General features: G+C 70.0%; 16 protein-coding genes and 3 pseudogenes. 8 read left to right on the forward strand and 11 right to left on the reverse strand.

The genetic code is table 11. The annotated features are described in order from the left end of the window. Positions 1-187 precede the first annotated feature (187 nt). The 4 genes from AC0699_RS22240 to AC0699_RS22255 are packed head-to-tail and all read right to left on the reverse strand — an operon-like array spanning position 188 to position 3,001. A complete protein-coding gene (locus tag AC0699_RS22240) occupies positions 188-763 on the reverse strand; it encodes a hypothetical protein (protein ID WP_478662881.1) in 576 nt (191 codons plus the stop codon). Next, entirely contained in the window at positions 760-1,962 is a 1,203-nt protein-coding gene (locus tag AC0699_RS22245; protein ID WP_478662883.1) for an MAB_1171c family putative transporter, read from the reverse strand. Before AC0699_RS22245 ends, AC0699_RS22240 begins: the two co-directional genes overlap by 4 nt. A gap of 14 nt (positions 1,963-1,976) precedes the next feature. Then, on the reverse strand, positions 1,977-2,564 hold the full coding sequence (locus tag AC0699_RS22250; protein WP_478662885.1) for a toxin: 588 nt from the start codon (positions 2,562-2,564) through the stop codon (positions 1,977-1,979). Further along, a complete protein-coding gene (locus AC0699_RS22255; protein ID WP_478662887.1) occupies positions 2,561-3,001 on the reverse strand; it encodes a hypothetical protein in 441 nt (146 codons plus the stop codon). The genes AC0699_RS22250 and AC0699_RS22255 overlap by 4 nt, the downstream gene beginning before the upstream one ends. Before the next feature lie 304 nt (positions 3,002-3,305). Here AC0699_RS22255 and AC0699_RS22260 point away from each other — a divergent pair, with 304 nt between their 5' ends. Then, complete coding sequence (locus tag AC0699_RS22260; protein ID WP_478662890.1) at positions 3,306-3,794, forward strand: hypothetical protein; 489 nt, start codon at positions 3,306-3,308, stop codon at positions 3,792-3,794. A 1,514-nt stretch (positions 3,795-5,308) separates the two neighbouring features. Here AC0699_RS22260 and AC0699_RS22265 read toward each other — a convergent pair. Beyond that, the gene (locus tag AC0699_RS22265; RefSeq protein ID WP_478662893.1) at positions 5,309-5,734 is read right to left on the reverse strand and encodes a contact-dependent growth inhibition system immunity protein; all 426 of its coding nucleotides are present in this window, start codon (positions 5,732-5,734) and stop codon (positions 5,309-5,311) included. Position 5,735: 1 nt separating this feature from the next. Between AC0699_RS22265 and AC0699_RS22270 the strand changes: the two are divergent. After that, positions 5,736-5,921 (forward strand): annotated as a pseudogene (locus AC0699_RS22270) (hypothetical protein); the annotation flags it as partial. Between the two features lie 12 nt (positions 5,922-5,933). Here the strand turns inward: AC0699_RS22270 and AC0699_RS22275 are convergent. The 3 genes and pseudogenes from AC0699_RS22275 to AC0699_RS22285 all read right to left on the reverse strand — a co-directional run. Next, positions 5,934-6,047: pseudogene (locus tag AC0699_RS22275) on the reverse strand (IS5/IS1182 family transposase); the annotation flags it as partial. Between the two features lie 166 nt (positions 6,048-6,213). Next, complete coding sequence (locus AC0699_RS22280) at positions 6,214-8,040, reverse strand: glycoside hydrolase family 15 protein (RefSeq protein ID WP_478663079.1); 1,827 nt, start codon at positions 8,038-8,040, stop codon at positions 6,214-6,216. Positions 8,041-8,264: 224 nt separating this feature from the next. Then, on the reverse strand, positions 8,265-8,729 hold the full coding sequence (locus AC0699_RS22285) for a hypothetical protein (protein WP_478662895.1): 465 nt from the start codon (positions 8,727-8,729) through the stop codon (positions 8,265-8,267). A 375-nt stretch (positions 8,730-9,104) separates the two neighbouring features. Here AC0699_RS22285 and AC0699_RS22290 point away from each other — a divergent pair, with 375 nt between their 5' ends. The 3 genes and pseudogenes from AC0699_RS22290 to AC0699_RS22300 all read left to right on the forward strand — a co-directional run bounded on the left by AC0699_RS22290 (position 9,105) and on the right by AC0699_RS22300 (position 11,065). Continuing rightward, positions 9,105-9,428, forward strand: coding sequence for a nuclear transport factor 2 family protein (locus AC0699_RS22290; protein WP_478662897.1), 324 nt, complete (start codon positions 9,105-9,107; stop codon positions 9,426-9,428). Between the two features lie 153 nt (positions 9,429-9,581). Then, positions 9,582-9,751, forward strand: a pseudogene (locus AC0699_RS22295) (aldo/keto reductase); the annotation flags it as partial. 69 nt (positions 9,752-9,820) lie between these two features. After that, on the forward strand, positions 9,821-11,065 hold the full coding sequence (locus AC0699_RS22300) for a cytochrome P450 (RefSeq protein WP_478662899.1): 1,245 nt from the start codon (positions 9,821-9,823) through the stop codon (positions 11,063-11,065). A gap of 27 nt (positions 11,066-11,092) precedes the next feature. Here the strand turns inward: AC0699_RS22300 and AC0699_RS22305 are convergent, their stop codons facing one another. Together AC0699_RS22305 and AC0699_RS22310 are read right to left on the reverse strand one after the other, a co-directional pair. Continuing rightward, the gene (locus AC0699_RS22305) at positions 11,093-11,965 is read right to left on the reverse strand and encodes a PhzF family phenazine biosynthesis protein (protein WP_478662903.1); all 873 of its coding nucleotides are present in this window, start codon (positions 11,963-11,965) and stop codon (positions 11,093-11,095) included. A gap of 167 nt (positions 11,966-12,132) precedes the next feature. Further along, the gene (locus AC0699_RS22310) at positions 12,133-12,891 is read right to left on the reverse strand and encodes an SDR family oxidoreductase (RefSeq protein ID WP_478662905.1); all 759 of its coding nucleotides are present in this window, start codon (positions 12,889-12,891) and stop codon (positions 12,133-12,135) included. Positions 12,892-13,024: 133 nt separating this feature from the next. Between AC0699_RS22310 and AC0699_RS22315 the strand changes: the two genes are divergently transcribed. Together AC0699_RS22315 and AC0699_RS22320 are read left to right on the forward strand one after the other, a co-directional pair. Beyond that, positions 13,025-14,656, forward strand: coding sequence for an alkaline phosphatase D family protein (locus AC0699_RS22315; protein WP_478662907.1), 1,632 nt, complete (start codon positions 13,025-13,027; stop codon positions 14,654-14,656). 288 nt (positions 14,657-14,944) lie between these two features. Then, positions 14,945-16,249, forward strand: coding sequence for a multidrug effflux MFS transporter (locus AC0699_RS22320; RefSeq protein ID WP_478662909.1), 1,305 nt, complete (start codon positions 14,945-14,947; stop codon positions 16,247-16,249). Between the two features lie 4 nt (positions 16,250-16,253). On the opposite strand, the gene AC0699_RS22325 is transcribed toward AC0699_RS22320, so the two are convergent. Then, a complete protein-coding gene (locus tag AC0699_RS22325; protein ID WP_478662911.1) occupies positions 16,254-17,567 on the reverse strand; it encodes a hypothetical protein in 1,314 nt (437 codons plus the stop codon). A gap of 164 nt (positions 17,568-17,731) precedes the next feature. On the opposite strand from AC0699_RS22325, the gene AC0699_RS22330 reads away from it, so the two are divergent. Continuing rightward, positions 17,732-18,709 carry a small ribosomal subunit Rsm22 family protein gene (locus AC0699_RS22330; protein WP_478662914.1) on the forward strand — a complete coding sequence of 326 codons (978 nt, stop codon included), beginning with the start codon at positions 17,732-17,734 and terminating at the stop codon, positions 18,707-18,709. Positions 18,710-18,935: the final 226 nt, after the last annotated feature.

The raw sequence follows: 18,935 nt of genomic DNA on the forward strand, positions 1-18,935 counted from the left end.
GGTGCTGCCCGGCATCCTTGCCCCACCATCACAGAGAGGACCCCGGCCGTGCGGCCTGTCGGGCCGATGCCGCCCGCGCCCAGCGGAACAGCACAGAGGGCCCCAGGTTCGCTGCGCAGTTGACGGCAGTCCACGCAGGAGCCCGGCCGGTCCCAATGACTGGCCGGGCTCCGGTGCGTCTGGGGTCTTACGAGAACAGGAAAGCCGTCGCAGTGGCTGCGCCGAGTGAGGCGCCCGCCATGGTCTGGGCCACGGTGTGGTAAGTCAGCGCCACTCGAGACCAACACACCGCCATCGTCAGCGTGTACGCGAGCAGCCACCACGGTGAGTGGACGACGGCCAGCAGCGCGGGGACGGCGGAGGCAACCGCGCTGTCCACGCTGATCTTCCATACGGTGTTCACCGTCAGCAGCACGACGGTCATGGCCCACAGCGCAAGCATGGCGACGAGGATGCCGCTCGGTGCGTGGCCGAGGACCATGACGAGCGAGCCGAAGCCGATCGACGCCAGAATGACGAAGAAGATCGGAGCCCGCTTCGTGCGGTCCACCACGTGCCGGTCACCCCAAGTGCCGCGCTTGCGCTCCCACTCGATGTACCCCGCCGGGACAAGCCCGGCGCACAGCGCGCCGAGCAGGCCCCACGGGATGCCGGTCCAGTCGCCGGCGGCCGCCAGGCCGATACCGACCATGCCGACCACGAGCACGTTGCGCGGCTGGAGAACATCGGTGACGGTTCGGGCCGTAGTGGCGTCGCTCGTCATGCAGCTATCCCCGCGGCGGCGAGCAGGCTTTGCGCCTGGGCCGGACTGGTCTTCTTGTACTCCCTGGCCACTCGGCGGAGCCACGCGACCTCTCCGTCCTGGTCCGTGGCTGCGGGCTGCTCGAACGCCGCGACCGGGCCCGCGGGCGCGCCTTCCGCCTTGGCTGCGAGCGCGGCCTTGATCCAGTACGCCTGGGCGGCGGCACCGTGGGCAGCCTTTTCCGTGGCGGCCGCCATCAGGGTGTCGGGGACGTGATGACGCAGTTTCTCGATCGCGTCGGCGCCATCGTGGATCCACCTGTCGAGCCGGAGCTCGGCGTCCATGTCGCGGCGGGTCAGCTCGCGGTACCGGGAGCGCGGCGGCTCCATCGGGATGGCGGGGAAGGCGGTCATCAGCTCGTGCCACATCGGATACAGGCGGGCCAGGGCCCACCAGGCGCGGGCGCGGCGGAGGCCATTCTCCGAGGCCGGGACCGATACCCCGAGCGCGAACAGCACGAAGAGGAGAAGCTGCATCGCCTCGGTGGAGGACTCGATCCTGCGGGCGACGGCGAAGCTGGGTTGGTCGGCGAGCCAGACCCACATGGCCAGCATGCGACCGAAGGAGTAGATGACGCCGAGGATCATGGCGAAAGCCATCATGCCCAGGCCGACGCGCAGCAGCCCGCGTTCCTCACGGCGGAAGGCTCCGGCCCACTGGTAGAGGCAGATGGCGGATGCGGAGCCCAGGTAGACGTAGAAAACGGTCATGTAGGCGGTGGCGCCCCACTGCCCGGCGTGATCGCTGACGAAGCGGTCGCTCGGTACCGAACGGTCGACGATCGTAAAGAACATGATCGTCATCAAGGCGAAGCTGGCGAGAGCCGTTTTGGTCGCTGCGCGCTGGATGACGCGGGCTACTCGTACGGCGCGGGCCATCTCGCCGTCAGCGGGGTACTGCCCGTACACGGCGACGATGTAGTACATGATCGCCAAGATCGCTGCGCCCGCCGAGTAGTGCTTGAGCAGGATCGAGGCATCGGTGATCGAGCTGTTGTTGAGCCCGATCCGTACGACCTCTGTCTTGGTCCACAGGGCGATGGAGAAGCCCACGAAGCAGCCCCAGAGGGATCTTCGACGGGCGTCGGAACCGCCGAGCGCACGCCAAATGGCGACAGCGGTCATCAGGGCGGCTACGAGGTAGCCGGCTATGTCGAGCAAGGGGGGTCCTTCAGTTACGAACGGCGGAAGAGATTGCGAAGGCGGCGTCCTAGTCGGTAGCTGCCTCCGGCTGGCCGGGAGAGGGTGTCGCCCAGGCGGCCGAACATGTCGTCGCTCGGCACGTCGCGGGCCATGCGGGGGATGAGGGAGGCGCCGACTTCGGCGATCTTCTCCTCGACGGTGCGGTAGTTGGAGCGTGCCTGCACGGTGGCCTCGCCGGCCATGACGCGCTTGATCAGGTCCGGCCCGAAGACGGGCACCAGTGCCCTGAGTTCGTCCGGGCCGAGCTGGGTGCCGTGGTCGAGCCACTCGTGGACCAGCTCGTGCAACATGACGTGCTCGGTCAAGTAGGCCGACGGGCGCTTGCGGTAGAGGACGACGCTGAAGTCGGTGTCCTTGATCCTCAGCCCGCACGCCGCGCTCGCGGTGACCATCGAGTCAGGGATGGGCTGCATGATGATCCGGCGGCCGCGAGCCTTCTCCATGTTGATCCGCAGCTGCTCTACTGAGAACGGGTTGGGGATCGGAAGGTCTGCCAGGCCGGTCTCACACAGCTCCTGCACCTCGCTCAGAGACGGCTCGGAAGAAGGTGCGTCCGTCATTTCTGCGGGTCCGCCGGACGTTCCTGCGCCTCCTGGCGCGCCTTCTCAACGAGGTCGAGTGCGAAGTTGAGCAGATCGGGCGAGAGCCCCTCTTCGGAAAGGCCTCGCCCGGCGATTCCGCTGATGCCACCGGCGCGCTTGTCGGCCAGGAAGCGGAGCCCGGCGGCGACTTCCGCCTCGACCTGCGATTCCGGTTTGAAGAAGCGCCAGTCGCAGTCGAAGCCCAATCCCAGGGCTTGCAGAGTCTCCTCCCTGACCTCGGTGAGCTGGCCCTTGCGGAGCTTGCCGAAGTAACTGTGAGACAAGGCGCCGCCGCGGGCCTCCACGATTCGACAGAACTCGCGGTCGCTCGGGGCGCCGTCGGGGAACGACTCCTGCAGCAGGTAGTTGATCTTCTCCTGCAAGGTGCGTGGCTCATCCTTCTCGCCAGCACTCATCTCCGCCCCCAGGCTACTCATGTCCGATTTTGCGTCGTTTGCTTCTAATGGCTTCGTCACTCTAGTCCACCGCTGTCGGGCAGGAGTTCGCCCCCTGTCTACGTTCTGACCTCGTGATTCGCCGGACTCTCATCTCGCTTGCGTAAACACTCTACGTCACTGTTAACTCGATGACACACAGGGCCGCCTGTAGGGGTGGTGCGGCCGGATTTCGCCGTGCCCTGAAGCTGCGCACGGGACTGCCCGGCTCGGGGGAGCGGGCAGCTCCGTGCGTCCGTTCGACGCGATGGAGTGATGGAGAACCATGACGATCTCCGACGCAGTGCCACTGCTCTGGGCCTCCAGCCTGCGGACTCCCGCGGCCAGGCAGAACGCCGCCGTGCCGCAGGTTCTCGGCGCGGCGAACTCCCTTGAGTTCCGACTCGGCCCCGAGCATGAGCCCGCCGAAGCCCTGCGCCGCTCACGCCGGTTCGCCGAAATGGTGCTGCCTGCGCTACTCGGCGAGATGCCGGATGCTGTAGCCGTCGCCGAGTCAGTGCTTAAAGTGCTCACGGAATTGGTCGACGTCACCGCGCGGCATCGCGCGAGCGTTGACCTGGCGGGTCGGATCTCATACGACGGGGCTCACGTCTTGCTCACCGTCGGAGAGATGGACCGGCCCTTGCCGGATCCGGAGGCGGAGCCGGGCCTGTTCATCGTGCACCGCTCGGTCGACGACATTGGCCAGTACCGCGGCGACGAAGCTGGGTACGTGACCTGGGCGTCCGTGCCGACTCTGCCGAAGGCTCGGTAGCCCTGCCGGTACGGTCGCCCCCGGATGCCTCTCCGGGTGCCATCGCCCGCAGCTTGCCTCCGGAGGTCCAGGTGCGGCCCGCACTCCCGCTGCCCGGCGACTCCCGCCGCGATCACGTCATGGAGGCCCATCACTGATGACCACTCGGGCTCGCGGGGGCGATCGTGATGGGTATGGCTCTGCATATCTGGGCAGTTGCCGTTTCGGAATTGGTGAGTCTTCGTTCCGCGGGTCCGCTGCAAGTTCAAGGGTCGGGGGTAGGTCGTCCCGCTCCGTCCGTCGGCAGGCTTCAGAATGAGGCCACCGGAACTAATCGGGGTTGGACTGGAATCGATCCGGCTGTGCGTTCGGGCAGCGTGAGCCGATGGCCGGCAATATCTCGTCCGTAGCGAGTTGGTGTCTGGTTCAGCTCGGTGCCCTGAATTCCGGAGACACCCTCACTGGAAACGTCTACCTACCGGGGTAGCGTGATGCGCATCACAGATCGTGTCCATATGTTGGACATGCTCGGGGCGGGCATGCGCCGGCGCGAAGGCCTCGCGTGCGTTCCCTGGGAGGCTGGCCAGCCTGGGGGTTCGTTGGGGCTGCGACGGGAAGTGAAGCCACAGTAAGCGGCCGTAGAGCAAGATCATAAACTTGCGTAGCCATCAAAGTAGCCACGGACATGGCCATCCTGCGCGTATGTGCAGGTCATAGCGCTGCGGTGACACTCCCCGGCGTATAGCCCGACTCGTCTGCCACTCCCGCCCCTGACCAGGGGCGAGGCGCCACATTTCATGATCCAGAGGGCCCGTGGGGAGCTTCTGGGGAGAGTCGGCCGCCTCACGGGGGCGCATCTTCCCCGTTCATCAGTGGGCGTCTCGTCGCCACCGAGCACGTCACCTATGCCCCGCCCGGCCCGAGCCGCAGGTCCGCGCGCCGCTGTTCGCCATCGTCGACGGCCAGCACTTCGTCCCGCTGTGGCACCCGCGCACGTCCCTAATCGGCTCGGCTCCATCGGCGAATGGGCCGCGGTCCTCGCAGGCGGACCTGCCTCAGACCCTGCTGCTCATGGCCGGCTGATTAGGCCCCGGAGTACCAGTCGCGTTGATGCTGTCCGATGATGCTGGGGGTGTGGTCTCCGGCTGGCTGGTCGGAAGTCGGAAGACCTTCGTCCACGAGCCGAGGAGCACTGTCGCAGCGACGGTAGCGACGGCGACGGCAATGCCCGATGAGGCGAAAGCGAACACCACTCCTGCGATGCCAAGAGTGAACAGGAACAGGGTCAGCACCTGCCTTCGCCACTGTCGTCGTGCATCGCGACTGCTCAGCAGGCTGTCACCTGTGACAAGCTCTGGGGCCAGATCATCAATTCGGCCAGAGGCCAAAACCACGATCGCACCCGTGAGGCCAACCCCGCGGCTGTGGCGTCCAAGACCCTCGCCCATAAGGCGGCCAACGCCGCCTACTGCCACCGAATCTCTGGTTTGGATCGTTAGCCCTTCGCGAGTTCCTTCACCCGCACCTTCAACGGGTCAGCGAAGCGATTCGGGCGGTGCGACGAAGCGGGCGAGCTCCTCGGCGGCGCCGCGTGGCAGGCTGGCGACTACGGCCTCTGGCAATGTCGTGATCACGGTGCGCAGCCGCGCGCCGAGGTCTGGCAGCAGGGACCAGGCCGAAGCGGGGGCATTTACGGTGGCAAGCAGCAGGTCGCCCTCGTAAAAGTAGGCGTCAAGCAGCGGCTCCTCAAGCAGCAAGCGCACTGCGAGCGGAAGGACGTACGGCAGCGCCACCTGCTGAGAGATGAGGGTGCGCAGATCCGCCGGACCGAGTTCGCCCAGTGGAACACCCCGCAACTCATGCACCCTGCAGACCAAATGGGTCGAGTCAGAGGCAGGAGGCGCCCAGTGGGGTGGGTCCAGCTCATCGAGCGTGCGGTCGAGGTGCAGCAGATTGTCCATAGGGGTGGTTGACGGCTATCTGCCGGTCTGGGTCCGGAATCTGGCATATCGGCTGGCGCTCTTGCAGCGGCCGGATGAGCCGGCCCTGATGCGGGAGGCTGCCGAGAATCTGTGGATGCACGGCCCGGACTGGGACGACATCGCTGCGGATCTGACGAGGCAGGCCGATGCTCTGGAAACGCGCTGATCACGGCTTGAGTCAGAGGTGGATCGAAGCCACGGTGACCGTGCCGTGGAAGACATAGGCGCGCTTGTCGTAGCGCGTCGCCACGGCCCGGGAGTGTTTGAGCCGGTTGATCGTGCGCTCGACCTCCGCGCCTCCTCCTCGAACTCGACGACCACGGCACCTGGGTCACGGTCGGTGTCGCCGCCGACGCCCGCGCCGCCGCCGCATTCCTCCATGCCACGGGCTGACCCGTACCGTCGGCCAGGACGTAGGACACGACGTGCCGCGGCGAGGACGTGTTCGTACGCCGCCGTCACCCCAGCGCTTTGTCCAGGTTGAACGCCGCGCTGATCAGCGCCAGGTGGGTGAACGCCTGCGGGAAGTTGCCTATCTGCTCGCCCGTGCGGCCGATCTCCTCCGCGTACAGGCCGAGGTGGTTGCCGTACGTGAGCATCTTCTCGAAGGCCAGCCGCGCCTCGTCCGCGCGCCCGGCGCGGGTGAGCGCCTCGACGTACCAGAAGGAGCAGATCGAGAACGTGCCCTCCTCGCCCCGCAGGCCGTCCGGGCTTGCCTGTGGGTCGTAGCGGTAGACCAGGGAGTCGGAGACCAGCTCCTCGCCGAGCGCGTCCAGGGTGGACAGCCACTTCGGGTCGGTCGGGGAGATGAACTTGGCCATCGGCATCATCAGCACGGAGGCGTCGAGGACGCTGCCGCCCTCGTACTGGACGAATGCCTTCCGGTCGTCCGACCAGCCGCGCCGCATGATCTGCCGGTAGATCGTGTCGCGGTGCCGGGCCCAGCGCACCATGTCGGCGGGCAGCCCCCGGTGCTGGGCGATCCGCATGGCCCGTTCGATCGCCACCCAGCACATCAGGCGGGAGTAGAGGAAGTTCTTGCGTCCCCCGCGGGTTTCCCAGACGCCCTCGTCGGGCTGGTCCCAGTTCTCGCACACCCACTCGACCAGCTCGCAGACCGTGTCCCAGTGCGCGCTGGAGATGGGCTCCCCCCACTTGTCGTAGAGGTAGATCGAGTCGATGAGCGCGCCGTAGATGTCCAGCTGCAGCTGGTCGACGGCGCTGTTGCCGACGCGTACGGGGGCGGAGCCCAGATAGCCCTCGAGGTGGGACAGCTCGCGCTCGGGCAGCTGCCGGCGGCCGTCGATGCCGTACATGATCTGCAGCGGTCCCGAGCCGGCGCAGGAGATGCAGACGTGCTCGGTCAGGAACTGCATGAAGGCCTTGGCCTCGTCGGTGAAGCCCAGCCGGAGCATCGCGTAGACGCAGAAGGCGGCGTCGCGGATCCAGACGTACCGGTAGTCCCAGTTCCGCTCGCCGCCGATCTGCTCGGGCAGGCTCGTCGTCGGCGCGGCCACGATGGCGCCGGTCGGTGCGTAGGTGAGCAGCTTGAGCGTCAGCGCGGAGCGGTGCACCATCTCCCGCCAGCGTCCGCGGTAGCGCGACTTGGACAGCCACCGCCGCCAGTACCGGACGGTGGCCTCGAACAGGTCCTCCGCCTCGGCGACGGGGCAGGCCCGCGGCCGCACCTCGCCGCCGACCCGGTCGAGCGCGAAGACGGCGGTCTCTCCCTCGTGCAGCTTGAACAGCGACCACACGTCCCGGCCGTCGCTTTCGACCGGGACGCTGGACGTCAGCGCGAGGGTGAGGTCGGGCGACTCGAAGACGGGGTAGCCGTGCTCGGTGCGGACGGTGTGCGGCTGGCTCCCGTAATCGAAGCGGGGTGCCACGACGGCGCGGAACGGCAGCGATCCGCGGACGCAGATCACCCGGCGGATCAGCCGGTGCCGGCCGGTCTCGCGCGAGTCGTCGACGATGGGCATGAAGTCCTGGACCTCGCCGACCCCGTCCTCCGCGAAGAAGCGGGTGATGAGCACGTTGGTGTCGGGGAAGTAGAACTGCTTCGTCCGCGTCGGCACGTCCGGGGCGAGCTCGAAGGAGCCTCCCCGCTCGGCGTCGAGGATCGAGGCGAAGACGCTGGGGGCGTCGAAGCAGCCGCAGCAGTACCAGTCGATCGTGCCGTTCGTCCCCACCAGCGCGGCACTGCGCAGATCCCCGATCAGCCCGTGCTCGGAGACGGGGAGATACCGGGGAGTGCTCGAGCTCCCGGGGCCGTGGGCCGCAATCGGGACCCCTTGGGTGGCCTCTTGGGTCACAGCCTCAGCAGTCACGGGTCGGTCCTCCCTCTGCCTGGCGGCGTACACGCCTGAACCCCCGCAAATTCAGTCTAGGTCGCTCGCCGGCTTTGCCCGCTGGGCAGAGTGGCGTCACCATCCGTACATGGATGGTGACGCCGCCTGGCGGGCGCACCCGCGGGTGCCGTCGGAAGCGGGCGAACCTGCCGGTGCCGTCAGAACACGAACGGGCCGGGGTTCTGCGGAGACGTCGCGTTGCAGGTCGCCGTGATGCCGAAGACCACGACCGTAAGGGACTTTCCTTCGAGGCTGTCGCCCGCGGCGACCGTGCCGTTCAGCGGTCCGGAGGCGACCGCGCCGCCCGCCGGGATCGCGGGGTTGGCGTTGCCGGTGAACATCGCCGTGCCGGAGCCGTTCTTGGTCAGGGTCAGGGTGGACTTGACGGAGTTCGCGGAGATGGGGATGGGGGAGGTGATGGCGGCGGTGGAGACACTGATCGTCGCGGCCGTGCCGTCCTGCGTGGCCGTGAGGGTCGCCTCGCCGGAGCCGAACGAACCGCAGTCGAACGACAACGTTGCCGTCGTCGGATCGACCGCGTTGGCCGCGGGGGCCATGGCCAGTGTGCCCGCGGCCAGTGCGGCTAAGAGGGCAGTGCCGATACCGAGTGTGCCGTGCTTCATGGGGGGTCCCGCCTTCGTGTGTGGGGGTTCACGGGATGGCGTCGCCGACTGCCGCTGTCTGCGCCTGGCATCAGCTCCCGGCGGGGCTGATGGGCAGTCAGTGACGCTTGTCATTGCGGCAGGAACCCCCGGAGAAAGCAAGGCCGTTCACATGAATCCCGGCACGCGTCGGCCAGATCAGGCCACTGGTGCGGACGGTGCGGACGCTCGGCCGGCGTCGTCTTCACCCGGCGTCGTCCTCGGCCGGTGTCTCGCCGGACCGCGGGTGCGGAGTGACGCGCCACGGCTGGGTCAAGGTCCGCGGGGCGGGGCGTTCCGGGGTGTACGGGTGAGGACACGTACCCACCTGCGTATCCCCGTACCAGAGGAGCGACCATGACCATCTCCGTGGACCGGCTCAGCGACCCGGCCGTACGCGCCTTCGTCAAAGCCATCAACACCGGCGACCGCGAGGCCTTCATGGCCGCGCTCACACCGGAGGCGACCATGTCCGACGACGGCTCGGACCGCGATCTGGACGACTGGACCGACAAGGAGATCTTCGACTCGCGCGGGCACATGGAGGTCGAGTCGGAATCGGACGAGGGGCGCTCGCTCGTCGCCCGGTACCGCAACGAGACGTGGGGCGAGATGCGGACGAAGTGGCGGTTCACCGTCGAGAACGGGAAGATCGCGCGCTTCGACACGGGCCAGGCGTAGACGAGCGGGTCCGAGGACTCCGCCGGGCTGGCCTTGCCCTGGAGCGCGCTCCAACTCCTGGCGTGCGCGCCATGGAGACGAGAACACTGGGACGCTGTGGCATCGAGGCGAGCGCGCTCGGGTTCGGGTGCTGGCGATCAGCGGTACGTTCCAACCCTCATGCAGGGCGCGCTCGGCCGGCTGTGGGCGCGCAGCCCGCCGACGCAGCCTATCCCCGGGTTCCGCGCCGTCGCCCAGGCGCAGGAGAACGCCGCGGCGCTCGAACACGGTCGCTGACGGCCGGGCAGCCGGCCGGCACCGGACGCATACTCGCGGAGGGTTGACGGTTCGTCAGGTCTGTGGCTTTCTCGGGACAACTCCGCACCGCCCGACCCGTGGAAGGCGGAAGAGCCATGGATCTGACAGACCTGACAGACCGGACGGGGCAGGCCGGCCGGATCGATCTGCTGGAGGACACCTGGGCACGGGCCGTGCCGTACGACCAGTTCGCGCGGCTGCGCCGCGAGGCGCCCGTGCACTGGCACGAGGTGCCGGGTGACCACGAAGGGTTCTTCGCGGTCACCCGCCACGAGGACATCGTCGCCGTCAGCCGCAACCCCGAACTGTGGTCGGTGGAGCTCGGCTCGTTCTTCATCCGCGATCAGGCGCCGGAGGCTCTGGAGAGCCTGGCGCTCACCCTCGTCGGCATGGACCCGCCCAAGCACACCCGCTACCGCCGGCTGGTCAGCGCCGGTTTCGCGCCGCGCGTCATCCGCAAGCTGACCGAGGACATCGGGCGGCGGGCGGCCCAGCTGGCGGACTCGGTGGCCGCGAAGGGCGGCGAGGTGGAGTTCGTCGAGGAGGTCGCGGCGCGGCTGCCGCTGCAGATCATCTGCGAGATGGTCGGCGTTCCGGCCGCCGACGAGGACCGGATCTTCGAGTGGAGCAACCGGATGGTGGGGCTCCAGGATCCGGACTTCCGTACGAGCGAGGAGGACGGGCAGATCGCGGCGGCGGAGATCTACGCGTACTGCGACGCGCTGGCCGCCGAGCGGCTGCGCGAGCCACGCGGGGACATCCTCAGCACGCTCGTGCACGCCGAGGTGGAGGGGGAGCGGCTCACGGCCCACGAGATCGACATGTTCTTCGTGACGCTGTGCGTGGCGGGCAACGAGACCACCCGCAACCTCCTCGCCGGGACGCTGCTGAGCCTGATCGAGCATCCGGAGGCGCGGGCGGAGCTGGTGAAGGGGATCGACGACGACACGCTGTGGGCGACGGCCACGGAGGAGTTCCTGCGCTGGAACGGGTCGATACACAACTTCCGGCGTACGGCGACGAGGGACACGGAGATCGGCGGGGTGCCGGTGGCGGCGGGGCAGAAGGCGGTCCTCTACTACACGTCCGGCAACCGGGACGAGGACGTCTTCCGCGCCCCGGACGTCTTCGACATCCGCCGCACCCCCAACGAACACCTCACCTTCGGCGGTGGCGGCCCGCACTACTGCCTGGGCGCCGGGCTCGCCCGTTCGCAGATCACGGCCCTCACCCGGGAGCTGCTGCGCCGCCATCCGCACGTCGAGCTGACGGGCGAACCGCGGCGCATGCGCTCCGACTTCATCAACGGGATCAAGCACCTGCCGGTGCGCTTCAGCTGAGCATCGGCTGACGTGTCAGCTGGCGCTTCAGCCGATACGGGTCCCCGCGCCACTGACACGGATGCGCGGGTCGCCCGCGTGCAGCGTCACCGTGAGCACGCCCGGACGGCCCAGATCCTCGCCCTGGTGCAGGGTGAGGACGGCGTCCTCGGAGACCAGTCCGAACTCGCGGACGTACGCGCCGAACGCGGCGGCCGCGGCGCCGGTCGCCGGGTCCTCCACGACACCACCGACGGGGAACGGGTCGCGGACGTGGAAGACGCTGGGGGACTCGCGCCACACCAGCTGGACGGTGGTCAGGTCCAGGCGGTGCATCAGGGCTTCGAGACGGGCGAACTCGTACGCGAGGTCCGCGAGGCGCGCGCGGGTCGCCGCCGCGACGACCAGATGGCGGGCGCCGGCGAAGGCGATACGGGGCGGGAAGGCGGGGTCGAGGTCGGTGGCCGGCCAGTCGAGCGCGGCGAGCGCCTCCGTGAGGTCGTCTTCGGCGATCTCCTCGACGTGCGGCTCGACGCTGGTGAGCGTGGCGCGGAGCGCCCCGCCCTCCTCGGTCACCGACACCGGAACGGTCCCCGCGGGTGTGGCGAACAGCAGCTCCCCCGGCCCCGTGCGCTCGGCGAGCGCGAGGGCGGTGGCGACGGTGGCGTGTCCGCAGAACGGCACCTCGGCCTTGGGGCTGAAGAACCGGAGGGTGTACGCCCGGCCGCCCGCGCCGCCGAGCCCCTCCGGGGGAGCGGTCAGAAACGCCGACTCGGAGTACCCCAGCTCGGCGGCGATCCCCAGCATGTCGCTGTCGTCCAGCCCGGCGGCGTCCAGCACGACACCTGCGGGGTTTCCGCCGTCCGGGTCGCTGGAGAACGCGGTGTAACGCAGCACCTCGGGCTGCCCATTGATCGTCATGCCGTGCCCAACGCCTGTCCCCGGCGCGCTGTTCCCGGGCTGGGGCCGGCTCCCCAGACCCCGCCAGGCCACCGGTCGGCCCCGGTGCGCCCCGGCCGCCCCTGAATGAGCCCTCCGGCGATTGAGGAGCGGGGCCCGGGGCGGAGCCCCGGTTCGGGCACGGAAAGTCACCCCCGGCCGATGTACGGCATCGTCGTCGCCATCACCGTCGCGAACTGCACATTCGCCTCCAGCGGCAGCTCCGCCATGTGCCGCACCGTCCGTGCCACGTCCGCTGCGTCCATCACCGGTTCGGCCGCCAGCTCGCCGTTGGCCTGGAGGATGCCTGTTCGCATGCGGGCCGTCATCTCGGTCGCCGCGTTGCCGATGTCGATCTGGCCGCAGGCGATGCGGTAGGGACGGCCATCCAGGGACAGGGACTTGGTAAGGCCGGTCATGGCGTGCTTCGTCGCCGTGTACGCCACCGAGTGCGGCCGCGGCACGTGCGCCGAGATGGACCCGTTGTTGATGATCCGCCCGCCCTGCGGGTCCTGGTCCTTCATCAGGCGGAAGGCTGCCTGTGCGCACAGGAAGGACCCGGTCAGATTGACGTCCACGACGTGCCGCCACGCCTCGTAGGGGAGGTCCTCGACCGGGACGCCGCCGGGCCCGAACGTGCCCGCGTTGTTGAAGAGCAGGTCGAGGCGCCCGTACCGGTCGCGCACCGCCGCGAAGAGGGACGTGACCTCGTCCGGTGACGTGACGTTCGTGGGGACGCACACCACGTCCCGGTCGCCCGCCAGTGACGCCGTCTCCTCCAGCGCCTCGGCCCGCCGTCCGGCCACCGCGACCGACCAGCCCGCGCCCGCAAGAGCCAGCGCGACACTCCGGCCGATGCCCGAGCCCGCGCCTGTGACCACGGCGACTCTTCCGCGTTCTGGGTTCATGGGCCCGCAGCGTACGGCAGGCCCACGTACCCGGATCTCATCCGTCCGACACGCGGATGTTGTGTACCCGACAACCCTGGGACGTCACCCCCCACTGCAATGCGATTGACAACAGCCGTAAGGGGAGGGGTACATGACACTCGTACACCAGCACTCGGCCGAATTCCGCGCCGCCGCCCGGCACTTGGGCCGGCGCCGCTTCCTCACCGTCACCGGCGCCGCCGCCGCGCTCGCCTTCGCCGTGAACCTCCCGGCCGCCGGCACCGCGAGCGCCGCCGAGCTGGACGCGAAGAAGCTCACCGAGGACCCGTTCACCCTCGGCGTGGCGTCCGGCGACCCGCTGCCCGGCTCCGTGCTGCTGTGGACCCGGCTCGCGACCCGCCCGTACGAACCGGACAGCGGACTGCCCGACGCGCGCATCCAGGTCAAGTGGGAACTCGCCCATGACGCCCGCTTCACCCGCATCGCCAGACGCGGACAGGCGACCGCCCACCCCGAGTTCGACCACAGTGTCCATGTCGAGGTCACCGGCCTCGACGCGGACCGCGTGTACTACTACCGCTTCCGCGCCGGCAGCTGGATCAGCCCCACCGGCCGCACCCGCACCGCCCCCCGCGCCGCCGCCCGGATCTCCGAGCTGAAGCTCGCCGCCGTCTCCTGCCAGGCCTACCACGACGGCTTCTTCACCGCGTACAAGCACCTCGCGGAGGAGGACCTCGACGCCGTCTTCCACCTCGGCGACTACCTCTACGAGTACGCCGTCAACGCCGTCGGCGGCGCCCGCAACTACACCGACCGGCGGCTGCCCGCGCACTTCAACCGTGAGACGATCACCCTCGAGGACTACCGGCTGCGCTACGCGCTCTACCGCAGCGACGAGGACCTGCGTGCCGCGCACGCCGCCCACCCCTTCGTCGTCACCTGGGACGACCACGAGACCGAGAACAACTACGCGGACGACATCCCCGAGAACGACATCCCGCCGGAGGAGTTCCTGCTGCGCCGCGCCGCCGCGTACCGCGCCTACTGGGAGAACCAGCCGCTCAGGAAGCCCCAGCAGCCCGACGGCCCGGACATGCAGCTCTACCGCCGCTTCCGCTTCGGCCGGCTCGCCCAGTTCGACATCCTCGACACCCGCCAGTACCGCTCCGACCAGGCGTACGGGGACGGCTGGCAGACGCCGGGGCCCGAGTCCGAGGACCCGGCGCGCACCATGACCGGCGGGACCCAGGAGCGCTGGCTGCTCGAGGGCTGGGAGGCGTCGGACGCCGTCTGGAACGTCGTCCCCCAGCAGGTCACCTTCGCCCAGCGGCGCAACGTCCCCACCGCCGACTTCAAGCTCTCCATGGACGCGTGGGACGGCTACCCGGCCTCCCGCAAGCGGATCCTCGACGGCGCCGAGGCCGCCGGCGTCGACAACCTCGTCGTCCTGACCGGCGACGTCCACGTCGGCTACGCCTTCGACCTGAAGAAGGACTTCAACGACCCGGCGTCCCGCACCGTCGGCACCGAGTTCGTCGCCACCTCCATCAGCAGCGGCAAGGACGGCGCCGACAAGCCCGCGAACTGGGACAATCTCACCCGGGCCAACCCGCACATGAAGTTCTACAACGGCCGTCGCGGCTATGTGACGGTCACCCTCACCACCGAGCTGGCCCGCGCCGACTTCCGGACCGTGTCCGCGGTGACCACCCCGGGCGCGCCCATCACCACGGCCGCGTCGTTCGTCACGGAAGCCGGCGACCCCGGCCTCAAGCCCGCGTAGGTTCCGACCGGTAGCCCGGTAGCCCGGTAGCCCGGTAGCCCGGTAGCCCGGTAGCCCGGTAGCCCGGTAGCCCGGTAGCCCGGCAGACCGGCAGCGGACGCCGACGCGGTCCCGTACCGCGTCGGCGGTCCGCATCACCGCGCGCGAAATCCGGCGCACCGGGCGCACCAGGCACACCGGGCGCAGACGGCACAGCCATGGGCAGACGGCACAGCCATGGACAGAAAGGTCTCGACCACTCCGGCGAGCTGAGAGCATAGGCGGCGACGCCCAGAAGAGGAGCTGTTGATGCCGGAGAGCAGCCGGACCACACAAGGACACATAGCCGGCGCCGATCCGGCACCAGCACCCGCCGTCACCGTCGCCGCCGCGCGCCGTGCGGGTCTCCTCGTCACCCTCGTACTCGGCGGTCTCACCGCGCTTCCCCCGCTCTCCATGGACATGTACCTCCCGGCCCTGCCGGAGGTCACCGGGGCACTCCGCGCACCTGCCGCGACCATCCAGCTCACCCTCACCGCCTGCCTCGCGGGCATGGCGCTCGGACAGCTCGTCGTCGGGCCCATGAGCGACAAGTGGGGCCGCCGTCGCCCGCTCCTCATCGGCATGATCGTGTACGTCGCCGCCACCGCGGTCTGCGCGCTCGCGCCCACGGCCGAACTGCTCATCGGCTTCCGGCTGCTCCAGGGCCTGGCCGGAGCCGCCGGGATCGTCATCGCCCGGGCCGTCGTCCGTGACCTCTACGACGGCGTGGAGATGGCCCGCTTCTTCTCCACCCTGATGCTGATCTCGGGAGTGGCCCCGATCGTCGCGCCGCTCATCGGCGGCCAGATCCTCCGGGTCACCGACTGGCGCGGCGTCTTCCACGTCCTCGCCGTGATCGGTGTGCTGCTCACCCTCGTCGTGGCGAAGTGGCTGCACGAGACGCTGCCGCCGGAGCGGCGGCACAGCGGCGGCGTCGGCCAGGCCCTCAGCACCATGCGCGGCCTCCTCGCCGACCGTGCCTTCACCGGCTACGTGCTGGCGGGCGGACTCGCGTTCGCCGCCCTCTTCGCGTACATCTCGGCGTCGCCGTACGTCGTCCAGGAGATCTACGGGGCCTCGCCGCAAACGTTCAGCCTGCTCTTCGGGCTCAACTCGATCGGCCTGGTCGCGGTCGGCCAGATCAACGGCAAGCTGCTCGTCGGGCGGGTCCGCCTCGACAAGGTCCTCGGCTTCGGACTCGCCGTGGTCACGCTGGCCGCGCTCGCACTGCTGCTGATGACGACGGGCGTCTTCGGCCGGCCCGGGCTGGCGCCCGTGGCGGCCGGGCTGTTCGTGCTGATGTCCGCCATGGGCCTCACGCTGCCGAACGCCAACGCGCAGGCCCTGATGCGCACCCCGCACGCCGCGGGCTCGGCGTCCGCGCTGCTCGGCACGTCCTCGTTCCTCATCGGGGCGGTCGCCTCACCGCTCGTCGGGATCGCGGGCGAGAGGACCGCGGTGCCCATGGCCGTGGTGCAGCTGGTGTGCGCGCTCGGTGCGGTCGCCTGCTTCCTGGGGCTGTGCCGGCCGTGGCGCCGTACCGCCGACGACGCTCAGTCCGCGCGTACGTGACCGATCAGTCGGCGCGTACGTAACCGATCAGGTGCAGCCGGTCCTTCGTGTCCGTCCAGCGGAACAGCCCGACCTCTGACGCCTCGCCGTCCGGCAGCCGGACGTTGCGGGAGAGCGCCTCGGGCACCCAGGTCGCGAGGTCCACCTCGTACGGGGCGCCGCCGCCCGCCAGCGCCTCCGCCGGGCTGCGGGTGTTCATCGCCCCGTACGCGACGCCGTCGTCGGTCACCGTCGTCAGCGTCAGGGGGCGGGTGCCGTCCTCCTCCTCGAAGCACCGGCCGGTCCGCTCCTCCAGATCGAAGGCGAGACTCCCGGCGACCAGATAGCGGCCGTCGGGCGAGACCACGGCCTGCGGATACTCGCCGGGCTCGATCGCCGGCTTATGGCATTCGGTCTTGACCAGCGGCTTTCCGGTCGTCGCATCGTGCACCGCCCAGATGTCGTGGGTGTCGGCTCCCTTGGTGCCCTTCGCCTTCCGCCAGCGCACCAGCAGCCGTCCGGCGGTCAGCGAGGTCGGGGCGCCGTACGCGCGGTCCGCGCCGGCCGGGGCGATGTTCCGGCTGAACCAGCCGCCCCGCACCCAGAACTCCCGCGCCCCGCTGACCAGCAGGCCCTTCGCGGTCAGCCCGCGCACCTCGGTCAGCTGCCGGCAGCTGGCGCAGCCCTTCGGATGGCGCAGTTCCTTCGGCGCGGTCAGCGAGACCTCGCCGGTCGCCGGGTCGACGACCGCGCTGCGGGCGCCGCCGTCGCCGATGAGGATGCCGGGACCGGCGCCGGAGACGGTCGGTGCCCCGGTCCAGGGCACCTCGACGCGCTGCCGGGCGCCGTCGAGGGCGGCGTAGATGTCCAGGGAGACGAAGGTGCCGGCGGGGGTGAGGTAGTCGCGTCCGGCCTTCCCGTACGACCAGACGACGAAGAACTGCCGGTCGTCCTTTGTGACGGACAGCAGCCGTGGAAAGTTCTCCCGGCCGGCCAGTGCGGAGAACGGTTCACCCGACCAGCCGCGCCTGCCGGTCCCGGCGTCCAGGGTCCGCAGCCGGAAGCGGTCGTCCGCCGCCCGCTCCAGATAGGCGATCAGCCCGGTCTCGCGGGCGAGCGCGTACTCCGGCGAGGCGTCGGGCACCTCCCAGCCCCGGGCGGTGTCGTACGCGGCGGGGACGGTGAGCTGCGTGGCCGGGCCCGAGCTCTTCCGGGCTGGTTGCTTCGGCTTGCCGCCGCTGTTGTCGTCCTTGCCGCCGCCGCAGGTGGCGAGCAGGAGGATCATCGCCAGTAAGGCGACCCCCGCCACCAGGGCCATGCGTACGACCCGCTGTCTCATGGTCCCCCCGATGAGCGGTGCTGCCGGTCAACGCCCGTCAGACTAGCAACTGGCCCTGCACCCATAGCAGTTCGGTTCCGCAGTCGTTCTGTCCCGCTTCGGCACGTGCGTCCGGCCCGGGCGGGAAGGCGATCCGTGGCCAGGGCCTGTCCTAGAATTCGCCGGTGAACGCCACCCTCCCCGATGCCCTCGCCGGCCTCCTCGACGGTCTCCCGCAGAGCCGGGTCACCCAGGCCGTGGACCGGCTGATCGCCAGCTACCGGGGGGTTACGCCGACGGACGCGCCGGTGCTGCGTGACCGGGCGGATGTCGCCGCGTACGCCGCGTACCGGATGCCCGCGACGTTCGAGGCGGTACGGTCCGCGCTCACCGCCCTGCGCCGGGCCGCGCCCGACTGGGTGCCGGCCACGCACACCGACATCGGCGGCGGCACGGGCGCGGCGAGCTGGGCGGTCGCGGACGCCTGGCCGGAGGGCTCCCACCGCACCACCGTCCTCGACTGGGCGGAGCCCGCGCTGGCGCTCGGCCGCGAGCTGGCGGCGGTCGCGGACTCGCCCGCGCTGCGGGGCGCCGAGTGGCGGCGGGCGCGGATCGGCGAGGCGATGCGGCTGGAGCCGGCGGACCTGATCACGGTCTCGTACGTGCTGAAGGAACTCGACGGGGCGGACCGGACGGCGGTCGTCACGCAGGCCGCGGCGGCGGGCCAGGTGGTCCTGATCGTCGAGCCGGGGACCCCCGACGGCTACGAGCGGATCATCGCCGCGCGCGACCAGCTGATCGCCGCGGGTCTGCGCGTCGCGGCACCCTGCCCGCACAGCGCGGACTGCCCGATCGTCCCGGGTACGGACTGGTGCCACTTCGCTGCGCGCGTCAGCCGGTCCTCGCTGCACCGCCAGGTGAAGGGCGGGTCACTGGCGTACGAGGACGAGAAGTTCAGCTACGTCGCCGCGACCCGCTTCCCGGCGACCCCTGCGGCTTCCCGCGTCACCCGTAAACCCCAGCTCCGCAAGGGCCAGGTCCTCCTGGAACTGTGCGACGCGGACGAGACTCTCCACCGCGCGACGGTGACGAAGCGCCACGGCCCCTTGTACCGCGCGGCCCGCGACACCGCCTGGGGCGACGACTGGCCTCCGGCGCCCTGAGCGGCCCGGCGGTACCGGTCTCCGTCCGGCGTGGGCCGGTGTGTCCGTCCTCAAGCGCCGGAGGGGCTGTGGTGGTGGCGGTCCCTGTCCGGTGGGCCGGGGTGGCCTGCGGCGTGCGGCTCGGGTCGGCCCGGTGTGTCCGTCCTCAAGCGCCGGAGGGGCTGTGGTGGTGGCGGTCCCTGTCCGGTGGGCCGGGGTGGCCTGCGGCGTGCGGCTCGGGTCGGCC

This window comes from Streptomyces sp. NPDC043870, from assembly GCF_056435785.1.